General features: G+C 70.2%; 17 protein-coding genes. 12 read left to right on the top strand and 5 right to left on the bottom strand.

Going from position 1 to position 21,839, the window contains the following annotated elements; all coding sequences use genetic code 11:
• Positions 1–151 precede the first annotated feature (151 nt).
• The 6 genes from ACJMKZ_RS08040 to ACJMKZ_RS08065 all read left to right on the top strand — a co-directional run bounded on the left by ACJMKZ_RS08040 (position 152) and on the right by ACJMKZ_RS08065 (position 8,376).
• Complete coding sequence (locus ACJMKZ_RS08040; protein ID WP_405232669.1) at positions 152–781, top strand: RNA polymerase sigma factor; 630 nt, start codon at positions 152–154, stop codon at positions 779–781.
• Positions 774–1,406, top strand: coding sequence for a hypothetical protein (locus ACJMKZ_RS08045; RefSeq protein WP_405232670.1), 633 nt, complete (start codon positions 774–776; stop codon positions 1,404–1,406). The genes ACJMKZ_RS08040 and ACJMKZ_RS08045 overlap by 8 nt, the downstream gene beginning before the upstream one ends.
• Before the next feature lie 60 nt (positions 1,407–1,466).
• Complete coding sequence (locus tag ACJMKZ_RS08050; protein WP_405232671.1) at positions 1,467–2,444, top strand: malate dehydrogenase; 978 nt, start codon at positions 1,467–1,469, stop codon at positions 2,442–2,444.
• A gap of 165 nt (positions 2,445–2,609) precedes the next feature.
• A complete protein-coding gene (locus ACJMKZ_RS08055; RefSeq protein WP_405233158.1) occupies positions 2,610–5,210 on the top strand; it encodes an acyl-CoA dehydrogenase in 2,601 nt (866 codons plus the stop codon).
• Between the two features lie 68 nt (positions 5,211–5,278).
• The gene (locus tag ACJMKZ_RS08060) at positions 5,279–6,721 is read left to right on the top strand and encodes a DUF4286 family protein (protein ID WP_405232672.1); all 1,443 of its coding nucleotides are present in this window, start codon (positions 5,279–5,281) and stop codon (positions 6,719–6,721) included.
• Positions 6,722–6,903: 182 nt separating this feature from the next.
• Positions 6,904–8,376: a hydroxymethylglutaryl-CoA synthase gene (locus tag ACJMKZ_RS08065; protein WP_405232673.1), complete on the top strand. Its 1,473-nt coding sequence runs from the start codon at positions 6,904–6,906 to the stop codon at positions 8,374–8,376.
• Here the strand turns inward: ACJMKZ_RS08065 and idi are convergent.
• From idi to mvaD, 4 genes are read right to left on the bottom strand one after another with little or no spacing between them, the layout of a single operon-like run.
• Positions 8,364–8,963 carry an isopentenyl-diphosphate Delta-isomerase gene (gene idi / locus ACJMKZ_RS08070; protein WP_405232674.1) on the bottom strand — a complete coding sequence of 200 codons (600 nt, stop codon included), beginning with the start codon at positions 8,961–8,963 and terminating at the stop codon, positions 8,364–8,366. The two genes, ACJMKZ_RS08065 and idi, sit on opposite strands and share 13 nt — an antisense overlap.
• Positions 8,960–11,209, bottom strand: coding sequence for a hydroxymethylglutaryl-CoA reductase, degradative (locus ACJMKZ_RS08075; protein ID WP_405232675.1), 2,250 nt, complete (start codon positions 11,207–11,209; stop codon positions 8,960–8,962). The genes idi and ACJMKZ_RS08075 overlap by 4 nt, the downstream gene beginning before the upstream one ends.
• A gap of 16 nt (positions 11,210–11,225) precedes the next feature.
• On the bottom strand, positions 11,226–12,227 hold the full coding sequence (locus ACJMKZ_RS08080; RefSeq protein WP_405232676.1) for a mevalonate kinase family protein: 1,002 nt from the start codon (positions 12,225–12,227) through the stop codon (positions 11,226–11,228).
• The gene (gene mvaD, locus ACJMKZ_RS08085) at positions 12,224–13,201 is read right to left on the bottom strand and encodes a diphosphomevalonate decarboxylase (RefSeq protein WP_405232677.1); all 978 of its coding nucleotides are present in this window, start codon (positions 13,199–13,201) and stop codon (positions 12,224–12,226) included. Before mvaD ends, ACJMKZ_RS08080 begins: the two co-directional genes overlap by 4 nt.
• A gap of 182 nt (positions 13,202–13,383) precedes the next feature.
• On the opposite strand from mvaD, the gene ACJMKZ_RS08090 reads away from it, so the two are divergent.
• The 6 genes from ACJMKZ_RS08090 (at position 13,384) to ACJMKZ_RS08115 (ending at position 21,138) form a co-directional block, all read left to right on the top strand.
• Positions 13,384–14,274, top strand: a complete 891-nt coding sequence (locus ACJMKZ_RS08090) for a polyprenyl synthetase family protein (RefSeq protein ID WP_405232678.1) — start codon at positions 13,384–13,386, stop codon at positions 14,272–14,274.
• A 21-nt stretch (positions 14,275–14,295) separates the two neighbouring features.
• On the top strand, positions 14,296–15,483 hold the full coding sequence (locus ACJMKZ_RS08095) for a DNA polymerase IV (protein ID WP_405232679.1): 1,188 nt from the start codon (positions 14,296–14,298) through the stop codon (positions 15,481–15,483).
• Positions 15,484–15,593: 110 nt separating this feature from the next.
• Positions 15,594–17,342 carry an ExeA family protein gene (locus tag ACJMKZ_RS08100; RefSeq protein WP_405232680.1) on the top strand — a complete coding sequence of 583 codons (1,749 nt, stop codon included), beginning with the start codon at positions 15,594–15,596 and terminating at the stop codon, positions 17,340–17,342.
• Between the two features lie 16 nt (positions 17,343–17,358).
• On the top strand, positions 17,359–18,123 hold the full coding sequence (locus ACJMKZ_RS08105; RefSeq protein WP_405232681.1) for a general secretion pathway protein GspB: 765 nt from the start codon (positions 17,359–17,361) through the stop codon (positions 18,121–18,123).
• A gap of 10 nt (positions 18,124–18,133) precedes the next feature.
• Entirely contained in the window at positions 18,134–19,969 is a 1,836-nt protein-coding gene (locus tag ACJMKZ_RS08110) for a DegV family protein (protein WP_405232682.1), read from the top strand.
• Positions 19,966–21,138, top strand: coding sequence for a trans-sulfuration enzyme family protein (locus ACJMKZ_RS08115; protein ID WP_405232683.1), 1,173 nt, complete (start codon positions 19,966–19,968; stop codon positions 21,136–21,138). Before ACJMKZ_RS08110 ends, ACJMKZ_RS08115 begins: the two co-directional genes overlap by 4 nt.
• Here the strand turns inward: ACJMKZ_RS08115 and ACJMKZ_RS08120 are convergent.
• Positions 21,130–21,837, bottom strand: coding sequence for an SOS response-associated peptidase (locus ACJMKZ_RS08120; protein ID WP_405232684.1), 708 nt, complete (start codon positions 21,835–21,837; stop codon positions 21,130–21,132). The genes ACJMKZ_RS08115 and ACJMKZ_RS08120 overlap by 9 nt on opposite strands.
• Positions 21,838–21,839 lie beyond the last annotated feature (2 nt).

Raw genomic sequence — 21,839 nt, forward strand, 5'->3', positions numbered from 1 at the left:
GGCAGGCGACTCTGCGCCCACGTGAACGGGTGTTGTAGTCAACTATAACACCAAACGCGGGGAAATCAAGACCTGCTTCACAGCCCGGCCGGACGAACCCCGCCGGGCGGCAGCGACCGTTCATACGGGAGTGAGCAGCGAGGAGCCGTACGTGCCCGACGCCGATGCCGTTACGCCGCCGCGGGCGGTCGCATACACTGGCCCGATGACGCCATCGGACCCGGACGTACGGTTGATGCTGCGTTACCGGGACGGTGACGCGAGCGCCTTCGACGCCCTCTACAGCCGGCACAAGGACGGCCTCTACCGCTATCTCCTGCGCCTCTGCCTGGACACGACCACGGCTGAGGACCTGTTCCAGGAGGCCTGGGGCAAACTCATCGCGGCGCGCCACCGCTACCGGCCGACGGCCCGCTTCTCCACTTACCTCTACCGGGTCGCTCATAATTGTTTCGTGGATCACTACCGGCGCCATCGCAGCCGCGGCCGGGAGGAGGACGCCGATGCCGTGGCGCTGACGGCTCGCGACGGCGACCCCGGTCGGGAAACCGAGCGCGCGCTGGCGCGGGCCCGACTGGAGCGCCTCCTGGCCGCGCTGCCGTCCGAGCAGCGCGACGCGTTCCTGCTGCGTGAGGAGGGCGGGCTGTCGGTCGCGGAGATCGCCGAGGTGACCGGCGTGGGTACCGAGACGGCCAAGAGCCGGCTGCGCTATGCCTACCGCAAGCTGCGGGAAGGGTTCGCGCCGCTGGCCGAGGACGCGGGGAGACGAGACGATGGCTGATCCCGGTCAGGCTCCCGGCAAGGACGATCGCACCGGCCGCGACCCGGCGACGGTGGTCGACGAGACGGTGTCCCGCGCATACCGGGAACTCGCCCGCGAACGTCCGCCGGCCGCGCTGGACGAGCGCATCCGGGCGCGGGCCCGCCGGGCGCCGCGCGCACGGCCCTGGCAGCGGCCTCTGGCCATCGCTGCGACTCTGGCGCTGGCGGTGGCGCTGGTCCTGCAGGTCGCCACGCCGCCGGACGACGGACAGCCGGCTCCCCGCCGGGAAAGCGAACCGGGCAGCCCCGTCGGAGACGCCGTGCCCGAAAAGGCAGCCCCGGACGCGCCGGCCGCTTCGGCACCGACGCCACGCTCCGCGGTTCCTGCCGCACTGCAGCCCGACCGCGCCGATGCCGGGCAGGCGGTGTCCGAACTCGGCCGTGCCAGCCGCAAGGCGGCGCAATCGCTGGCCGGCAACGCCGCCGCAACGGCGTCGACTCACTGCACGGACCACGTCGCGGATGCCGACGCCTGGCTGGCCTGCATCGCCGAACTGGAGGCTGCCGGGGAGCAGGCCGCGGCGGAGCGGGAGCGCCGGGCCTGGGCCGCCCGCCACGGGCCGGAGGCCGACCCGGCCGACTGAGTCGGGACAGCCGACCGTGCTAGAATCCGGGCCCCCGCAGGGCAGTCAGGTGTCAGCAAAATGAAGAAACCCGTCCACGTCACCATCACCGGAGCTGCAGGTCAGATCGGCTATCAGCTCGCTTTCCGTATCGCCTCGGGCCAGATGCTCGGCGCCGACCAGCCGGTTGTGCTGCAGCTGCTGGAGATAGCGCCGGCGCTGCCCGCCCTCGAGGGCGTGGTGATGGAGCTGGAGGACTGCGCGTTCGATACGCTCGCCGGCGTGAAGGCCACCGACGACGCGAACGTCGCTTTCAAAGACAGCCAGTTCGCGCTGCTGGTGGGCGCCAAGCCCCGCGGGCCCGGCATGGAGCGCGCCGACCTGCTGCAGGAGAACGCCAAGATCTTCTCGGTGCAGGGCAAGGCCATCAACGAGCACGCGGATCGGGACATCCGCGTGCTGGTGGTGGGCAACCCCGCCAACACCAACGCCCTGATCACCCAGGCGAACGCCCCGGACATCGACCCGGGCCGTTTCACCGCCATGACCCGCCTGGACCATAACCGGGCGATGGCCCAGCTGGCCGCGAAGCTGGATGCCCACGTCGGCGACATCAGCCGCCTGACCATCTGGGGCAATCACAGCGCCACCCAGTATCCCGACGTCAGCCATGCAGTCGTCGGCGGCAGGCCCGCCGCGGACCGCGTGGACGAGGCCTGGCTGAGCGGCGAGTTCATCCCCACGGTGCAGCAGCGCGGCGCGGCCATCATCAAGGCGCGGGGCGCCTCGTCGGCGGCCTCGGCGGCCTCGGCGGCCATCGACCACATGCACGACTGGTGGCTCGGCACCCCCGGCGACGACTGGGTGAGCATGGCCATCCCCGCCGACGGCAGCTACGGCATCGAGCCCGGCGTCATCTACTCCTACCCGGTGCGCTGCGCCGACGGGGCCTACGAGATCGTGCAGGGCCTCGACATCAGCGAATTCAGCCGCGCGCGCATGGACGCTACCGACGCCGAGCTGCGCGAGGAACGGGCCGCCATCGAATCCCTGCTCTGAGGCGCCCGCTCCCTCGTCACGCCTCCGACAGGCCCGTCGGGCGCCTGCAGCCGCCCGACCGGCTCCGGTATAGTGCCTATTGATGGACCGCTGTCGCCGTGACAGCGTGGTACACGGGTGCGTGTGCGCCCGAGTAGAGAGGATGCAATCGTGGCGGATTTTCTGATCGGACTGTTCTGGTTCCTGCTGTTCTTCGGCGGAGCGATCGCGCTCGCCTACCACCGGGTGGACCTCAGGACATCGACCATGGCCGCCGGCGTGGCGCTGGTCCTCTACACCTTCCTGGGCGACGGCCACTTCCTCTGGCTGCTCCTGCTCTGGGTGTTGTTCGCCGGCATGGTGGCGCTGAACTTCGAGGACCTGCGCCGCCAGCGGATCACCCGGCCGGTGCTGGACGTCTACCGCACGATGCTGCCCAGCATGTCGGAGACGGAGCAGGAAGCCCTGGAGGCCGGCAGCGTATGGTGGGACGGCGAGCTGTTCACCGGCCTGCCCGACTGGGACCGGATGATGTCGATGCCGCCGCCGAAACTCTCGGAAGAGGAACAGGCATTCATCGATGGCCCTTGCGAAGAGCTGTGCCGCATGCTCGACGACTGGGAGATCACCCACGAGCTCGGCGACATGCCGCAGGAAGTCTGGGACTACATCAAGAAGCACAAATTCTTCGCCATGATCATCCCGAAGAAGTGGGGCGGCCTGGAGTTCTCCGCCTACGCCAACGCAATGATCCTGGCCAAACTCGCCTCCCGCAGCGCGACCGCCTCCTCCACCATCGGCGTGCCGAACTCCCTCGGCCCCGCCGAGCTGCTGCTGCACTACGGCACCGAGGAGCAGAAGAAGCGCTACCTGCCCGGACTGGCCAGCGGCGAGGAGATCCCCTGCTTCGCGCTCACCTCACCCCAGGCCGGCTCCGACGCGGCAGCCATCGTCGACACCGGCGTGGTCTGCAAGGGTGAATACAACGGCGAGGAGATCGTCGGTATCCGGCTCAACTGGGACAAGCGCTACATCACGCTGGCGCCGGTCGCCACGGTGCTCGGCCTGGCGTTCAAGCTGAAGGACCCGGACGGCCTGCTGGGCGGCCCGGAGGACTACGGCATCACCGCGGCCCTGGTGCCCACGGACACGCCGGGGGTCGAATTCGGCCGGCGCCACTTCCCGCTGAACATCCCGTTCCAGAACGGCCCCACCACAGGCAAGGACGTGTTCGTGCCGCTGGACGCCATCATCGGCGGGCCGGAGATGGCGGGCAAGGGCTGGAAGATGCTGGTGGAGCTGCTGTCGGTCGGCCGCGGCATCACCCTGCCCTCGAGCGCCCTCGGCGGCGGGCAGGCAGCGGTCTACGCCACCGGCGCTTACAGCCGCATCCGCACCCAGTTCCACCTGCCGGTGGCGAAGTTCGAGGGCGTGGGCGAGGCGCTGACGCGTATCGCCGGCTACACCTACATAATGAGCTCGGCAGTCAGCGTCACCTCCGGCGCCATCGACCAGGGCGAGAAGCCCGCGGTGCCCTCCGCCGTGCTGAAGTACCACTGCACCGAGCTCGGCCGGAAGATTGCCAACGACGCCATGGACGTACACGGCGGGAAGGGCATCATGCTCGGGCCGAAGAACTATCTCGGCCGGGGTTATCAGGCGGCGCCGATCGCCATCACCGTGGAAGGCGCCAACATCCTGACCCGCAGCCTGATCATCTTCGGTCAGGGCGCGATCCGGTGTCACCCCTTCGTCCTGAAGGAGCTGCACGCGGCGCAGGACGAGGACCGGGAGCGCGGTCTGCGGGAGTTCGACAAGTCGCTTTTTGGCCATGTGGGTTATGCCATCAGCAACGCCGCCCGGTCGTTCTTCCTGGCGCTCACCCATGCGAAGTTCAGCCGTGTGCCGCTGAACACGCCCACCAGACGCTACTATCAGAACATCAACCGCTACAGCGCGGCGTTCGCCCTGGTGGCCGACTTCGCCATGCTCACGCTCGGCGGCAAGCTGAAGCAGCGTGAACTGCTCTCGGCGCGGCTGGGCGACGTCTTCAGCAGCATGTATCTCGCCTCCTGCGTGCTGAAGCACTTCGAGAACCAGGGCAGGCGCTCGTCCGACCTGCCGCTGGTCGAGTGGTCGGTGCGCACGCTGATGTACCAGGCCCAGGAACAGCTGCACAGCTTCCTCAGGAACTTCCCGAACCGACCGGTGGCCGTCCTGCTGCGCGCGCTCATATTCCCGCGGGGACGCACCTATTCGTCGCCGGCGGACGAGCTCGGCCAGCAGATCGTCGACCTGGTGATCACGCCGGGCGAGACCCGCGAGCGGCTGGCGGCGCAGGCGTACCGGGCCAAGGTGCCCGGCAGCGAGCTCGGCCTGCTGCAGGAAACCCTGGAGATGGCGCTGGAAGTCGAGCCCATCGAGAAGAAGCTGCGCGAGATGGAAAAGGAAGGCCGTATCAAGGCCGAGTACCTGCCGGACCAGGTGGCCGAGGCGCAGGAGGCCGGCTATCTTGGCGAGGAGGAAGCGGCGAAGCTGCTCGCCTATCACGACAAGGCGATGGCCATCATCCACGTGGACGACTTCCCGCAGGATGCATTCGCGTGCGGCAAGGGCGGGAGCGCCGGCAAAGCCACCGGGCCGGGCAGTAAGAAGAAAAAGAAGAAGGCCACCCGGCGGAAGAGCAAGGCGACGAAGAAGAAACGCGCCACCCCGGCCAGCGCCACGACGGCGGTCGCCGAAGGCAGCGAAAGCAGCGAGGACAGCGGAGCCGGCGACACGGACTAGGGCCGCGCTCTGCGCGGCTCTGAAACCGGCGCGGCACGGGGACGCCGGCGCCGCGGGAAGGGGATAAGGTGGAAGAGCCGCGCGTCATCTACGAGGTTACGATCGCCTGCGATCCCGCCGTTGACGCCGAATTGCGCGACTGGCTGCCGGACCACGTGGGCGCCATGGTGGAGCTGCCCGGCTTCACCGGTGCCCGCATCCTCGACGTGGTCCCGGGCGCCGAGGACGAGTGGCCCACGCACACCGTGCACTACACGCTCACCGACCGGGCTGCGCTGGAGGAGTACTTCGCCAGTCATGCCGAGCGCATGCGCGAGGCCACCGAACGGCGTTTCGGCGATTCGGTGCGCATCGCGCGCCGTGTTCTGACCGCGACCGGCACGGGCGACGACAAACTGGCCCCGCCCCGCTGCCTGAATTGCGGCCACGTCCTGCACGGCCAGTACTGCGGCATCTGCGGCCAGCGTTCCAGCAGCCGCCTGATCAGCTTGTGGGGTCTGATCACCGAAGGTCTCGGTGACCTGCTGGACATGGACTCGCGCCTCTGGCGCACCCTGCGGGCGCTGCTGCTAAGACCCGGCTACCTCACCGCCGAATACCTGGAAGGCCGACGGGCGAGGTTCATGCCTCCGTTTCGCATGTACCTCGCCTTCAGCCTGCTGTTTTTCATCACCGCCTTTTTCGGCATGGACGACATCCAGGTGGTATTCGACGCGGACGCGGATCAGGCGGCCCAGGAGGCGTCACGGGAGGCGGCCGCGGAACTCGCCGCCGGACTCCGTGACGGCATTGCCGGCCGCGTGCCGCCGGAAGAGATCGAGCGCCGGGCCCGTGAGCTGGAGCAGGCGATCGGGACGGCCCGCAACGTGCGCCACGGCTGGAGCGCAGCGCCCGCGGATGGCGAAGGGCCGGCGCCCGCCGATGGCCAAGAGTCGACGCCCGCTGACGTCAACGGCGAGGCCGCGACACAGCCCGCCGGGCAGGAGGAGGATCTCACCGGCGTCTGCGACGATATGGAGTTTCGGATTAGCGGCTGGCTCGGCGAGCGGCTCACCGAGGCACGGCTGCGCGAAGCTTGCCGGCGGGTGGTGGCAGACCGTGGGCGCAATCTCGCCCGTGCTCTGGCGGATGATCTGCCCACGGCATTATTCGCCTTCCTGCCGGTACTCGCTTTCGTGCTGAAGGTTCTTTATCCGCTGTCCCGGCGGTATTACGTCGAGCATCTGCTGTTCATCGTCCACTATCAGTCCTTCGTTTTCCTCGTATTGACCCTGCAATTGGGGCTGGCCAGATTGATCGATCTGGTCGGAGGGGTCACGTGGCTGGCACCGCTAACCGGCGTCGTGGTCGCGTTCTACATACCCGTGTACCTGTTTCGTTCGATGCGTCGCGTCTATCGACAGGGCTTCTTCACCACCTTCGTGAAATTCGTGGCGCTGTCGACGGCCTACTTCCTGGCCTTCGTGCTCATGATGGCCGCGACCTTCGTGGTGGCGGCCCTCAGCCTGTGAGCCTGGCGGCGCAGTCCCGGCGCGCTCAGCCGCCGGCCGGGTACGGCCCGGGTATCGCCGCGGCGCGATGCTTCGGGCTAGAATGTCGGCCGCCGGGACTTGTGTCCGGAGCGCGGTAGCGCGACAATGCAGTAAATGCCGTAAAGGCAAGTTGACAGTCGTAAGTGTAAACCTATCAGTCCATGACAAAAAAACCCATAGGAATCAGTGGACTCGCAGCTTATGTCCCGCCTTACCGCGTCTGGCTGGAGGACTGGTGTGAGTGGACGGGCGCGCCATGGCCGAAGATCAGCAAGGTCGTCGGGCGCAGTTTCCGGATGCGTGGCCAGCGCCACAGCGTCTACACCATGGCCGCCACGGCCGTGCTGCGGCTGATCCGCCAGTACGACGTCGACCCCGGCAGGGTGAAGTTTCTCGGACTCGGCACGGAGTCGAGCACCGACAACTCGGCGGGCGCGATCATCGTCAAGGGCATGGTCGACAAGGCCCTCGCCGCCCAGGGCAAGCCGCCGGTAGCGCGCAGCTGCGAAGTGCCGGAGTTCAAGCACGCCTGCCTCGGCGGCGTGTACGGCATGAAGGGCGCCATCCGCCACCTGGCGCTGGACGGCGCGGGCAGCCAGGCCATTGTCGTCTGCGCGGATATCGCGGAGTACGCCCGCGGTTCCAGCGGCGAGCAGACCCAGGGCGCAGGCGCCGTCGCGATGCTGCTGGAAGAGGATCCGAAGCTCGCCGTGGTGGACCTGACCCAGGCCGGTTCGGCCTCCGATTACCGGCACATCGATTTCCGCAAGCCGATGCTGCGCTTCTGTGGCCAGGACCGCAGCGAGACCCATCAGGTGCAGGACTTCCCCGTCTTCAACGGCAAGTATTCGACCACCTGTTATCTCGACGAGACGCTGCAGGCGCTCGCCGACATGTACGAGAAACGGGGCTTGAACCCTGCTCCCTACCTGCGCTCGCTGAAGGCCGTCTTCATGCACCGACCCTATCGGCGCATGCCTGAAACCGGCTGGGGAGCGGCGTGGATCTGGGCGCTCGCCCACGGCGGCGAGGAGGAGCGCGCCGTCCTCGACGGCTACTGCCGGGAAGCGCAGGTGGACACCGACCAGCTCGTGGCCGAACTGCATGCCGAGCCGGCCCTGGCCGAACTGGCCACGGAGGGCGGCGTGAACATCGAGGCGTATCCGCTCACGATGGAGGTGCTGCGCATCTTCCGCGGCACACCGGACTACCAGGAGATCGTGCTCGACAAGCTGGTGCTGGGGTCGGAGACGATGCGCGACCTCGGCAACCTGTACACCGCCGCTCTGCCGGCATGGATGGCCGCCGGTTTCGAGGAGGCCATGGACAGCGATCTCGACCTCACCGGCGAGGAGATCCTGACGCTCGGCTACGGCAGCGGCGATGCGGCCGAGGTGATACCGATCACGATGTGCGAGACCTGGCGCGAGGCTACGGCCCGCATCGGCTTCCGCCGGTGCCTGGAACCCGCGCTGGACCTGAGCCAGGCCCAATACGAAGCACTCCATGACGGGCGCAGGGTTCAGGGGCTCGACTACCTGCCGAACGACGAGTTCATCATCGAGCGGGTGGGCAACCGGGAAGACCGCCAGTTCCAGGATCTCGGCATCGAGTACTACCGCTACGTCGGCTGAGCGGCCGCTCCCAGCCGCTCCAGGATCCGTGCCAGCGTGCCGGCGTGCTCGCCGGTCAGCCGCTCCCACTCCATGCGGAACCAGGGCGTGTAGCGCTCGGGGTGCCCGGCGAGTTCCGCCGTGAGCGTATCCGGATCCACGAACCGCCATTCCGCCACTTCCGTCTCGTTGGCCCGCACAGGCTCCGACGTGACGCCGGCGTACACCCAGCAGAGCTCGTGTTCCGACCCGGCGTCGCCGTAGCGGGCCTGGTAGACGAACTTGTAGACAAAATCGAGCTCGGCCGCGATGCCCAGCTCCTGGGCCAGGCGCCGGTGCACCGCCTCCTCCATCGCCTCGCCCGCCCGCGGATGGCTGCAGCAGCTGTTCGACCAGTAGCCGGGCCACAGGCGCTTGTCCCCGGCGCGGCGCTGCAGCAGCAGCCGCCCGGCGGTGTCGAAGACGAACAGCGAGAACGCCCGGTGCAGCACGCCGTCGCCGTCGTGACAGCGCGCCTTGGACAGGGTGCCCAGCGCGTTGTCGTCCCCGTCGACGAGAATCAGCGACTCGGAATCGTCGGAGACGACGTCGTGGGCCTGCTCCGTCATGCTTCACCCCGGTCGCCGTGCAGCTGCAGCGTGCGGAAGCCGGCATTCTCCAGCGCCTCGGCCACCGGGCCGGTGCCATCGGGGCAGAAGGCCACTATGGAGCCGCCGCCGCCGGCGCCGGTGAGCTTGGCGCCGTGCGCGCCTGCGTCCCGTGCGATGCCGATCATCTTCTCGAGCACCGGCGCGGAGACGCCCAGTGCATTCAGGATGCCCTGGCAGATGTCCATGCGGTAGCCGAGTTCCTCGGGCTGGCCGCGCTCCAGCGCGCCCACCGACTCCAGCGTGAGCTGGTCGATCTCGTCGAACAGCCGGGTGTAGCGTTCGCGATCCCGCTCGTAGCCGGCGCGCACGCGGGACACCATGTCCGAGGTGAGGCTGCGCACCTCGCTCATCGCCACCACGAGCGGCAGATCGCCCGTGTCGACGAACCGGTTCACTGCCGGCTCGCGGCGGTAGAGCAGCGTGCGGGAATACGTGGCCACCGTATTGTCCACCCCCGAGGGCGTGCCGTGTGCGAGCTTCTCGCATTCGAAAGCCAGCGCGTTCACCGCGGCATCGTCCAGGCCGAGGCCGAAACAGCGGTCCAGCGCCCGTACGACGGCCACGGCGATCGCGGCCGAACCGCCCAGCCCCATGGCCGGCGGCAGGTGGGGCCGCAGCATGATGTCGATGCCCCGGCCGGCCACGCCGAGTTCGCGCACCGCCAGCCGCAGACAGGCATCGAGCAGGTTGTCGTCCGGTGCATCGGGGTCGATCGCGCGGTCCACGTCCCATTCGGGCACGCGCAGGCGCAGCGCATCGCCTTTCTCCCGGGCCACCGCATGCACCGCCAGCGGCAGCGGCGCGGCCAGCGCATGCCGGCCGTAGACCACGGCATGCTCGCCCAGCAGGATCACCTTGCCGGCCCCGCTGCTGGCCTCCGCCAGGAAGGCCTCTTCCTGCTCCCGCGTCTCCTCGGCCACGGCGTGGATGAGCTCGCTCGCTTTCCACGGTTTGATCTCGCCGCTGGCCACGAGCTCGTTCACCACCCGGTCGAAGTGCTCCGGCGGCGCCCCCGCCGCCGAGACGACGCTGCGCGCGTGCAGCGTCATGTGCCCACGCTGGATGCCGTCGGTGGCAAGCGCTTTCAGCGCCGAGAGATTCTGGGCCAGGCCCACCGCGCAGAGGATGCCGGAGAGTTCCTTCGCCGTGTGCACGTCGAGCAGGCGCAATGCGAAACGCGCCACCGGATTGGCGCTCAGCGTGCCGCCGACGATGCCGGTCTTCAGCGGCAGGGTCAGCTCGCCTGAGAGAGCGCCCTCCTCGTCGGTCTGCCAGCGGGTCAGGGCCCGATAACTGCCGTCCCGGCAGGCCCAGGCGTGGGCCGCCGCCTCGATGGCGCGCCAGTCGTTGCCCGTGGCAATCGCCACCGGGTCCACCCCGTTCATGATGCCCTTGTTGTGAGTGGCCGCCCGGTAGGGATCGACGAGGGCGATGTCGTTCGCCAGGACAATGGCGTCGCGCACCTCCTCGCCCCGCTCGCCGAGGCGCTCGACCGGTATGCGGCAGGTCGCGGTCACCAGCGCGCCGTCGGTGAGATTGGAGAGTATGCGCAGGTGTACGCGGCCGCCGGTGATCGATTCCACCAGCGCCGCCACGCCCTCGCACAGCGTGTTCACCTGGTTGGCGCCCATGGCGTCGCGCGTGTCGGCGTCGAGGTGCAGCACGACCAGCGGCCGCCCGTCCGGGAGGCTCAGTGCGCGCAGCCCGATGCCGCGGACGCCGCCGCCACGCGCCACCATGTTCGGCTGCAGGCTGTTGGCCCGCTCGATGATCTCGGCCTCGGCCGCGCGAAGTTTCGCGACGGCGGCATCGGCGTCGTCCAGGCCGACGATGTGCAGCTGTCCCGCCAGCAGCGGTTCCTCCGCCTGCACCGCGAATCCGCCGGACTCCCGCACGAGCCTTGCCGCCGAGGACAGCGCCGCCACGATGGAGGGTTCTTCGACTGCCATCGGCACCACCACCTCGCGGCCGCCGATCAGGAAGTTGGGCGCGATGGCGAGCGGCAGACCGGCCACGCCGATCACGTTCTCGATCATGCGGTCGGCCGCTTCCGGCGTGAGCCCGCCCCGCATGCTCTCCAGCAGGCGCACATCGTCCTGGGTGATGATCTGCATGTCGGCCAGGCGCCGGCGGCGTTCGGCGACATTGAGCCGGTACAGCCCGGGCACGCGGGAGCTCTTGGTATTTCCTGGCTGGTCGTTCATGGGGTGTCCGGGCCGGTCATTCTACCGTGGCGAGGCCGCCGTCGTCCGGGCGGAGTGGCAGCGGTCGGAAACCGGCGCGGTCCGCTGCCGCGCGGAACGACTGCAGTTGCCGTCGGTCGCCGGCGAGTGCCAGACCCAGGTCGCCGCCGCCCGCGCCACTCGGTTTATACACAACGCCGGCCCCGTCAGCCAGCCGGGCGAGTTCCGCGTGCCCGCCGCCGCCGATGTCGATGCCGGCCGCCTCGCCGAGGCCGTCGAGGGCGCGGGCCCAGGCGGCGGTGGCGTCGAGGACGGCCTGCGTGTCGCCGGCCTGCCAGGCGTCGGCCGCTTCCGCCGCACTCCGGACCAGGCGGTCGGCACGTCCGGCGGCCGCCCGCGAGCGGCGCCAGTCACGGTAGCGACGCACCCGCGGCGTGGTTTCGGACGAACGGCCGGTCCAGACGAACAGCGCCTCCAGCCCGTCGGGCCAGCGCAGCCGCTCCACCGAAGGAGGATCGCCGACGACGAAACGGATCAGCCCGCCCGCGATGGAAGCGGCGATGTCCAGCCCGCTGCCTTCGCCACCCTGCAGCCGCCGGTGCGCCTCGCAGGCCAGAGAGTCCTCGAACGTCCTGCCGAAGTGCCCGCACAGCGCCGCGGTCAACGCGACGGTCAGCGCAGCGCTGGAGCCGAGGCCGAGCTTGTCGGCGCCGCTGTAGAACGCTGAGGTATCGAGCCGCAGGGCGAACGGCCGGTTCGTGGGCAGCGGCCCGTCCTGCGCCAGCGTTTCCATGACCGCGCCGAGCAGGCGGTAGTCTTCGGCCGCGGGGTCCGCCTGCCAGTCGAGCGTTCCGTCGCCGGCGAGGGTGAATGACGCCGGCGCGATCCCGGGACCGAGCGCCTGCACCCGGCAGGCCGCCGCCGGCTCGACCGTGACGTGCGCGCGGCGGTCGACGGCCATCACGACGGCGGGCGCGCCGTCCAGCACCGCGTACTCGCCGGTGAGCACCAGCTTGCCCGGGGCGTCGGCGCCGCTCACCCGGACTCCGTGATTTCCGGCGCTCCGCCGAGCCCGGCCCGCAGGAGGCCGGTGACGCCGGGCACCGCGGTCAGCACCGTCGCAACCGCTTCGGCTGCCTCCGGCAGGCACACTGCCTTCACCTGCGGACCCGCATCCACGGTGAAGAACGCGCCGTGGCCGGCCTCGCGCAGTTCGCGCACGGCGTGCAGGCAGGCCAGCGTGGCGGGCTTCCAGTAGAGGATGCCCGGCCGGGACGAGAGCGTGAGTGCGTGCATCTTCAGGGAGCTGTATTCGGATACCGCGGCGAGGCGCTCGAAGTCGCGCCCGGCGACCGCGGCAGCGGCCTCGTCGAGATCGTGCTCCTGCGCCGCGACCCACGCGCCGTAATACGGCGAGGTGGTTTCGCTCGCCAGCATCGCCGCGGTGGAGCCTACCGGCTTCGGCCCCGGATCCGTCACGGCGATCACCACCTCGAGGGGCCAGTCCTTCGCGTCGGCCAGCGGCGTCACCGAGATGTCCGTCTCGCCGGCACGCGGCCGGTCCAGCCGGACGAAGCCGCCATAAAGCGAGCGGGCGGCGGAGCCGGAGGCGGCGCCCGCGAGCCGTGCCAGAACCGCCGTGTCGAGGCCGGTGCCGGCGGCGGCATCCGCGGCGGCCACCAGCGCGGCGAAACCGGAGGCGGACGATGCCAGACCGGCGGCCACGGGGAAGTTGCTCTCGCTCTCCACCCGCGCGAAAGGACGGACGCCAGTGCGCTCCCGGAAGCGGTTCAGGCAGGCGGCCACCCGCTCGCCGGCCGGGCCGCCGTTCTCACCGTCGAGTACGACGAGGTCGGCGTCCAGTCTGTCGTCGAAGGCCACCCGGGTGCGGGTACGCAGTCGGTCCAGGGTGATCGACAGGGAGCCGACCGCCGGCAGATTGCGCCGGCTGTCCTGCTTGCCCCAGTATTTCACCAGGGCGATGTTGGGGTGCGCTACGGCGGTGGCCCGCATGGAGAAAGACCGTCAGGGAATCTGCCGTGATTATCCCATGGCCGGCCGGCGCCCGACAGCGCGAACCGGCGTGATAAAGGCCCACGGGGCGTCCAGGCATCGGCGCCGGTTTCGGTGTAGGCTTCGGCCGACGCGAATGCCGGCCCGCGCCGGACCGACGCAATCGGGAGCCACCGAGAACCATGACTTTCGCCGACCGCATGGACAGCTACACGGCACGGGTGGACGCCGCCATGGATCGTACCCTGCCCGCAGCCGACCGGCTGCCGTTGCGCCTGCACGAAGCCATGCGCTATGCGACGCTGAACGGCGGCAAGCGCATCCGGCCGCTGCTCGTCTATGCCAGCGGCGAGGTGCTGGGTGTGGACGTCCGCCACCTGGACCCGCCGGCCATGGCCATCGAATTCCTGCACGCGTTCTCGCTGGTCCACGACGACCTGCCCGCCATGGACGACGACGACCTGCGCCGCGGCAAACCCACGGTGCACCGGCGCTACGACGAGGCCACCGCCATCCTCGCCGCCGACGCGCTGCAGCCGCTGGCATTCCAGGTGCTGGCCGAGGCGCCGCCGCCGCCGGCCGGCCCGGCGGCGCAGCTGGCCGTGATCGAGCTGTTCACCCGGGCCTGCGGATCGCTGGGAATGACGGGCGGCCAGGCCATCGACCTCGAGTCCGAGGGCCGGCGACTGGACCGGGACTCGCTCGAGCACATGTTCCGGCTGAAGACCGGCCGGCTGATCGCCGCTTCCATCCTGACCCCGCCACTGCTGGCGGTCGACACGAGCGACGAGGCACGCCACGCGCTGGCCACTTTCGCCGAGTGCCTGGGCCTTGCCTTCCAGATCCGCGACGACATCCTGGACGTGGAGGGGGAGACGGAGGTGATCGGCAAGACCGCCGGGGCCGACGCCAGCCACGACAAGGCCACCTGGCCCGGCCTGTTCGGCCTCGATGAGGCCAAGCGCCGTTGCGACGAGCTCTACGCGGCGGGCACGGCGGCGCTCGACCACTTCGGCGAGGCGGCCGAGCCACTGCGCTGGCTGGCCGACTTCATCATCCATCGGGCCAGCTGAGGACGCGTCGCCGCGCCGGCCATGAACGAATACGAATACGGCGAGCGCCAGCGCTGGATCCTCCACGTCGACATGGACGCCTTCTATGCCTCCGTGGAACAGCGCGACCGGCCCGAGCTCCGCGGCCTGCCAGTCATCGTCGGCGGCAGCTCGGCACGCGGCGTGGTGGCCGCGGCGAGCTACGAGGCACGGCGCTACGGTATCCGCTCCGCCATGCCCACGCGGGAGGCGCTGCGCCGCTGCCCGGAGGCGATCTGCGTGAAGGGACGCATGGAGCACTACCAGGCGGTATCCCGCCAGATCTTCGGCATCTTCCGCCGCTACACGCCGGTGGTGGAAGGCCTGTCCCTGGACGAGGCCTTCCTCGACGTCACCGGCAGCCTGAATCTCTTCGGCAGCGCCATGGAGATCGCCCACGCCGTCAAGGACGACATCCGCGCCGAGACCGAACTGTGCGCGTCGGTCGGCATCGCGCCCAACAAGCTGGTAGCCAAGATCGCCTCGGACCTCGACAAGCCGGATGGACTCGTACTGGTGACGCCCGGGAACCTGCGCGAGACGCTGGACCCCCTCCCGGTGGAGACCCTGCCGGGCATCGGCCGCCAGACGCTCGCGCGGCTGCACGCCCTCGGCGTGCGCAGCATTGCCGATCTGCGCACGGCCGCCGCCGAGACCCTGCGACCGGTGTTCGGACGCTATACCGGGCGCGCGCAGGAGCGGGCCGCCGGCATCGACGATCGGCCGGTGGTGGTGCACCGCCCGGAGAAGTCCATCAGCGCCGAGCAGACCTTCGACCAGGACCTTGAATCCATCGAGGAGCAGGAGCGCCGGCTGCTGCGGCTCGCCGAACGGACCGGCGCGCGCCTCCGGGCGAAGCGGCTGGTCGCCGGCACGGTGCAGGTGAAGATCCGTGCCGCGGACTTCACCACCTATACCCGCCAGACCCGGCTGCACCCCCCGGGCAACGCCACCCGGTCGTTGTTCGAGACGGCGCGGGAGCTCCTCGCGGCGTGGCGGGACGAGTACCCCGGCCGCAGCATACGGCTGCTCGGCGTGGGCGGAGCGGAACTGACCGCCGCCGAACAGCTCGACCTGTTCGACACCGCCAGCGACGGCGGCGGCAGCGGGCTGGACCAGACCGTGGACCGCATACGCGAGCGCTTCGGCAGCGCCGCGCTCAGCCGGGCCCGCAGCATGGACCGGGAGTGAGCGGGATGCGTATCGCCTGCGTATCGCCTGTGTATCGGCGATGGCATCTGCAGCATATAGATGTCGGGGCTTGGGTTAGAATGGCTGGCCGGACCTGATATGGCAGGACCATGTATACGAGCTTCTTCGGACTCACGGAAAAGCCGTTCACGATAACGCCCGATCCGCGTTATCTGTTCATGAGCGAGCGTCACTCGGAGGCGCTCGCTCATCTGGTCTATGGCGTCACCGAGAGCGACGGCTTCATCCAGCTGACCGGCGAGGTGGGCACCGGCAAGACGACGCTGGTGCGCAGCCTCCTGCAGAAGCTGCCGAAGCGCACCGAGGTGGCCGTGGTACTCAACCCCCAGCTCACCGCCCGGGAGTTCCTGGTGGCCATCTGCCGGGAGCTCGGCATACCGCAGCCGGAAGAGCGTGACAGCCTGCGCGCGCTGGTGGACGCGCTGAACGAGCACCTGCTGGCCGCCCACGCCGAGGACCGCCGCACCATCCTGGTGGTGGACGAGGCCCAGAACCTGGCGGCGGAGGTACTCGAGCAGGTGCGGCTGCTCACCAATCTGGAAACCACCCGGCAGAAGCTGCTGCAGATCATCCTGATCGGCCAGCCGGAACTGCGCGAGCTGCTGGCCCGCAACGATCTGCGCCAGCTCGCCCAGCGCATCACCGCCCGCTATCACCTGGAACCGCTGGACCGGAACGAGACCGTCCGCTATATCGAGCACCGCCTGAAGGTGGCCGGCGCCGTCACCGACCTGTTCACGCCCGCGGCCAAGCGGGAGGTGTACCGGCTCTCCGGCGGGGTGCCGCGGCTGGTGAACGTCATCTGCGACCGCTCGCTGCTCGGCGCCTACAGCCGCGAGCGCCGGCAGGTGGACAAGACCCTGGTCCGGCGCGCTGCGGCGGAGATCTCGGGCCAGCGGGAGAACCCGTTCTGGCAGCGGTGGCTGCTGCCGCTCGCGGGCACTGCCGCACTCGCCACCCTGGCTTTCAGCGCCTGGTATTATCTGGCGCCGACGGATGACCAGCCTCCGGCCCGTCCGGTGGTCCGCATGATCGGACCGCCCGGTGCCGCCGCCGGACCCGCGGGCGCCGCCCCGTCGCCGATCGCCGCGGCGGAGGCCTCGTCACAGCCGCGCCCGGCGACGGCATCGCAGCCGTCGCCGGACGAGGGAACGCCCGCCGGCGAATCCGGCCCGGCTGTCGGCGCGGAGGCCGGGGTGGACAACGAGCCCGACCCTTCGCTGGCAGCTATCCTGCGCGACAATCCCGAAGCGACGGACAGCGTCCGCGCCTTCGCGACCCTGTTCGACATCTGGACGGCCGGCTACGACCCGGAGGCCGGCGCCGCCTGCGACCAGGCCGGGCGACAGGGCCTGCAGTGCCTGTTCCAGCGCGGCACGTGGAACACGCTGCGCCAGTTCGACCGCCCGGCCATACTCACCCTCACCGACGAGGACGCGGCCGATCACCGGGTGGTGCTGGCGTCGCTGAACGACGAGACCGGTGTGATCCTGCTCGGCGGACAGCGCTACGAATTGCCGTTGTCCGAGATCGGCGACTACTGGTACGGCGATTTCGTGCTGCTGTGGCGGCCGCCCTTCGGCGACGTCGTGGCTTATCAGTACGGCATGCGCGGCGACGGCGTGCGCTGGCTGCGGCGCAGCCTGAGCGAGATCCAGGGGCGGCCGTTCGGCGACGAGGATTCCGACTACTTCGACCGCGATCTCGAGCAGCGCCTGCGCGAATATCAGCGCAGCCAGCGCCTGCAGGTGGACGGCATTGCCGGCCAGCAGACCCAGATCCTGATCAACTCCGACCTCGGCTTGGCACAGACGCCGCGCCTCACGGTCAGCGGATGACGCAGGGGCGGATGCCATGTCCTTCATACTCGACGCACTGAAGAAATCGGAGAACGAGCGCCAGGGCCAGCGCGGACTCGGCGTGGCCGACGTGCCGGTGGCGCGCGAGGCGCCCGGCGCACCCGCCTGGATCTGGTGGCTGCTGGGGCTCCTCGCCGTGAACGTGATCGTCCTGCTCGCGGTGCTGCTGCGGCCGGGGGCGGAGCCGACCGCCGACGCGGCCACGGACACGCCGGCTGCAGGGCCCGCGGAGACCCGGCCGGCAACCGTGCCCGAGAGAGTGGCGCCAGAACTCGCCGCCCTGGTCGACCGGACGCGGACCGAGAGACTGAACGCCACGCCACCGGAAACGGGGTATGGAACCACCGACGAGGCGCCGCAGCGGGCCGCGGCGTCGACCGACAATCCATCGGCCACTGATCCTCCCGCCGTTGACCGATCCGCCCGCGCCGAACCGGCATCGCCCGACCGGGACGTCGCCCTGCAGCCGCCAGCGGCCGCAGCGACCTCACGCGCCGGAGCCGGCGCGGGCGGCGAGGCAGAGGCGCTGGCCCTGCCCACCCTGGACGAACTCAGGGTGCGGGGCGATACCGGCCTGCCCGACCTGCATCTGGATATCCACGTCTGGAGCGAGCAGCCGCGGGGTCGCTTCGTCTACGTCAACACGACGAAGTACCGGGAGGGCGACGACCTCACCGAAGGGCCGCGGGTGGCCTCCATCGTCCGGAACGGGGTCGTGCTGGAGCACAACGGCCGCCGCTTCCTGCTCCCCCGCGACTAGGGAGGACGGCGTGAACGGAGCGGGCGACGCGGCGGCGGTGGAGTATCTGGACGGCAGGCACCTGAGCCTCGCGCTCAGCGCTGGTGTGCACCGGGTGCTGGAGAATCAGGACCTGCTGAACCGCATCAACGTGTTCCCGGTGGCGGACGGCGACACCGGCACCAACCTCGCGCTCACGCTATCGGCCGTGCGCGGCGCTCTGCAGGGTGCCGAGCAGCTGCCGGCCAACCGGGTACTCATCCGCGTGGCCGACGCCATGCTGGACGGCGCCCGGGGCAACTCCGGGGCGATACTCGCGCAGTTCTTCCAGGGCGTGAGCGACGCGGCCGTCGAGGTGCCCCGCATCACGCCGGAAGCCTTCGCCCGGGCGGTGACGGTGGGCTCCGAGTACGCCAGGGACGCCCTCTCCGAACCCCGGGAGGGCACCATCCTGTCCGTCGTCGCCGCGTTCGCGTCGAGACTGCGCGAGCAGCTCGGTCACATGCCGAAGATCGATTTCCCGAGCCTGCTCGGCAGCGGCCTGGAAGCCGCGCGCAAGGCGCTGGCCGAGACCACCCACCAGCTGGAGGCGCTGCGCAAGGCCGGCGTCGTCGACGCGGGCGCCCAGGGTTTCGTGGAGATGGTGGCGGGCATGCTGGACTACGTCCGCGACGGCAAGATCGTGGACCTGGACGAGGCGGATTTCATCTCCAGCGTCGACGAGTTCAGCGCCACCGCCGGGGAAGACAGCGATCTCGACTATCGCTACTGCACCGAGTGCATGGTGACCGGCGAGGAGATCGACCGGCGCAAGCTGAGGGAGCAGCTGTCGGCGCTGGGCGCGAGCCTGGTGTTGGCCGGCACCCGCCGCAAGGCCAAGATCCACATCCACGTGAACGAGCCGGAGGAGGTATTCCGCGTCGCCGCCGGCTACGGCGCAGTCTCCGCCGAGAAGGCCGACGACATGCACCGCCAGCAGCACGCCACACACGGCGCGGGCGTGAAGGTGGCAGTGATCACCGACAGCGCGGCCGACATCCCCGAGGAGGAGATGGAACGCCTCGACATCCACGTGGTGCCCATGCGGATCAGCTTTGGCAACCAGGGTTACCTGGACAAGGTGAGCATCACGCCGGACGAGTTCTTCGAGGAGCTGAAGACGAACCCGGTGCACCCCACCACGTCCCAGCCGGCGCCGGGCGACTTCCGCCGGCAGTACCAGTTCCTCGCCAGCCATTTCCCCGACGTGGTCTCGGTGAGCCTGACGGGCAAGGTGAGCGGCACCCTGGAGGCGGCACGCTCCGCCGCCGAGCGAGTGCGCGCCGACGGCCGCATCCACGTCGTCGACAGCCTGAACGTCTCGCTCGGCCAGGGCCTGGTCGCCATCCATGCGGCCGAGTGCGCGCGGGCCGGCCTGGACGCCGCGGCGGTGGTGGCCGAGACCGAGTGGGCCGTCGCCCATACCTGGAGCTTCGGGCTGGTGCAGGACCTGCGTTACGCCGTGCGCGGCGGCCGCGTGCCCCGTTCGCGCAAGATCGTCGCCGAGTGGCTGAACCTCAACCCGGTGCTGCGAACGACTCCCGACGGCCAGGTGACCTCGGGCGGCGTGATCTTCGGCCGCGCGAACCGGCTGCCGAAGTTCGTCCGCTACGTCGCCAGACGCGTGGCACCCGGCCGGCGATACCGCCTGGCCGTGGCCCACGCCCAGTGCGGCGAGGAGGCCGAGGAGCTGCGCCGCCGGCTGGAGGCCCGGCTCGACCGGGTGGAGCAGTCCTGGGTCACGGAGCTCGGCACCGCCATCGGCGTGCATGGCGGGCCCGGCACGCTGGTGGCCTCGCTGCAGGAACTGCGGGAGCCGGGCAGTTGAGCGACGGCCATGACCACAGCGAGCGCGACCGGCTGCTGCACCTGGAGACGCTGGGCATCCATGCAGGCCGGGAACCCGACCCGGCCACGGGCGCCTCGGTCACCGGCTGGCAGCCGGCCACCACCTTCCGGCGCGGGAATCCGGCCGGGCTCTCCTACATCCGCGACGACTCCCCGAACCGGCTGCAGGCCGAGGCCGCACTCGCCGCGCTTGAGGGCGGCGACGCCGCGGTGGCCTTCGCCTCCGGCTCCGCCGCCTCGTTCGCGGTTTTTTCCGCCCTGCCCGAAGGCAGCGAGATCGTCTGCACCGAGGACGCCTACTGGGGGACGCGCCAGCAGCTGACCGAGCTCGCACCGCGCTGGGGCATCGTCACCCGTTTCGTCGACACCTCCGACCTGCAGTCGCTACGTGCAGCCATCACGGGACGCACCGAAGTGGTCTGGCTGGAGACACCCTCGAACCCGCTGCTGCGGGTGAGCGACGTGCGCGCCATCGCCGAGAGCGCCCACGCGGCCGGCGCGCTGCTCGCGTGCGACAACACGCTGGCCACGCCGGTGCTCCAGCAGCCGCTGGCCCTCGGCGCCGACCTCGTGATGCACAGCACGACCAAATACCTGGGCGGCCACAGCGATCTCATGGGCGGGGTGGTGATCGGGCGGCACGGACCGGTGATGGAGGCGGTGCGCCGCCATCAGCGCGTCGCGGGGGCGAGTCCCTCGCCCTTCGACTGCTGGCTGCTGCTGCGCAGCCTCGCAACGCTGGCCGTCCGGGTGCGCGGCCAGTCAGCAGGGGCCCTGCGCATCGCCGAGGCGCTCGCCGATCACGAGGCGGTGAGCGGGGTGCTCTACCCGGGGCTGCCGCAGCATCCCGGCCATGCCCTCGCTGTCCGCCAGAGCCTCGCGGACGCCGAACCGGGAAGCCCGCTGCCGCTGGGCGCCATGCTGTCCATCCGTATGGCCGGCGGCGCCGAGCAGGCCAAGGCGGTCGCAGGACGCACGCGGCTGTTCACGCAGGCGACCAGCCTCGGCGGCGTCGAGAGCCTGATCGAGCATCGCGCGCCTGTGGAGGGACCCGGGACGCTGACACCGGACGACCTGCTGCGCCTCTCGGTGGGCCTGGAGCATCCGGACGACCTGCTGGCCGACCTCGAGCGGGCGATCTCAGCCTGATCCGGTCTCGTTCAGGCGCTCGTCGCCGGCGGGCTCCACCAGCGACGCATCCTCGTTGCGCGGGCTGTTCACGCGGCGGCTGACCGGCCAGGCGCGCAGCGCCACGGCCGGGTCGGCCAGAGAATCGCCGTCGCCTGCCGGATCTTCGCCCGCGAGCCACGCAGCCGAGCGCTCGGGGCCGAGCACCAGCGGCATGCGGTCGTGCAGCCGGGCCATGACGTCGGTGGGCGCCGTCGTCAGGATGGTAAAGGTCTCCAGCGGGCCCTCGGCTTCGTCGTCCGCGCCGGCCTTCGGTTCCCAGTGCTCCCACAGTCCGGCCATGGCGAAGGGCTCGCCGGCCGCCGCCGAAACGAACCAGGGCGTCTTGCCGTCGGAGCCTGCTCGCCACTCATAGAAGCCGTCTGCGGGCACGAGGCAGCGGCGACGGCTCCAGGCCGCGCGAAAGGCGGGCTTGTCGGCGGCGGTCTCGGCACGGGCGTTTATGAGCCGATTGGCGATCTTCGTGTCCTTCGCCCAGAACGGCACCAGTCCCCAGCGCAGCATGGCCGCGTACCGCCCGCCGTCCTCGCCTGCGCGGATGACCGGCACGTGCTGGGTGGGCGCGATGTTGTAGCGGGGCTCGAGCGGCGGCGGATCCTCCACGCCGAACACCGCGGCCATGGCCTCGCGGGCGGAATAGAACGCGAATCGTCCGCACACGG

This window comes from Lentisalinibacter salinarum (assembly GCF_040706555.1).
Classification (GTDB): Bacteria; Pseudomonadota; Gammaproteobacteria; order Steroidobacterales; family Woeseiaceae; genus Lentisalinibacter; species Lentisalinibacter salinarum.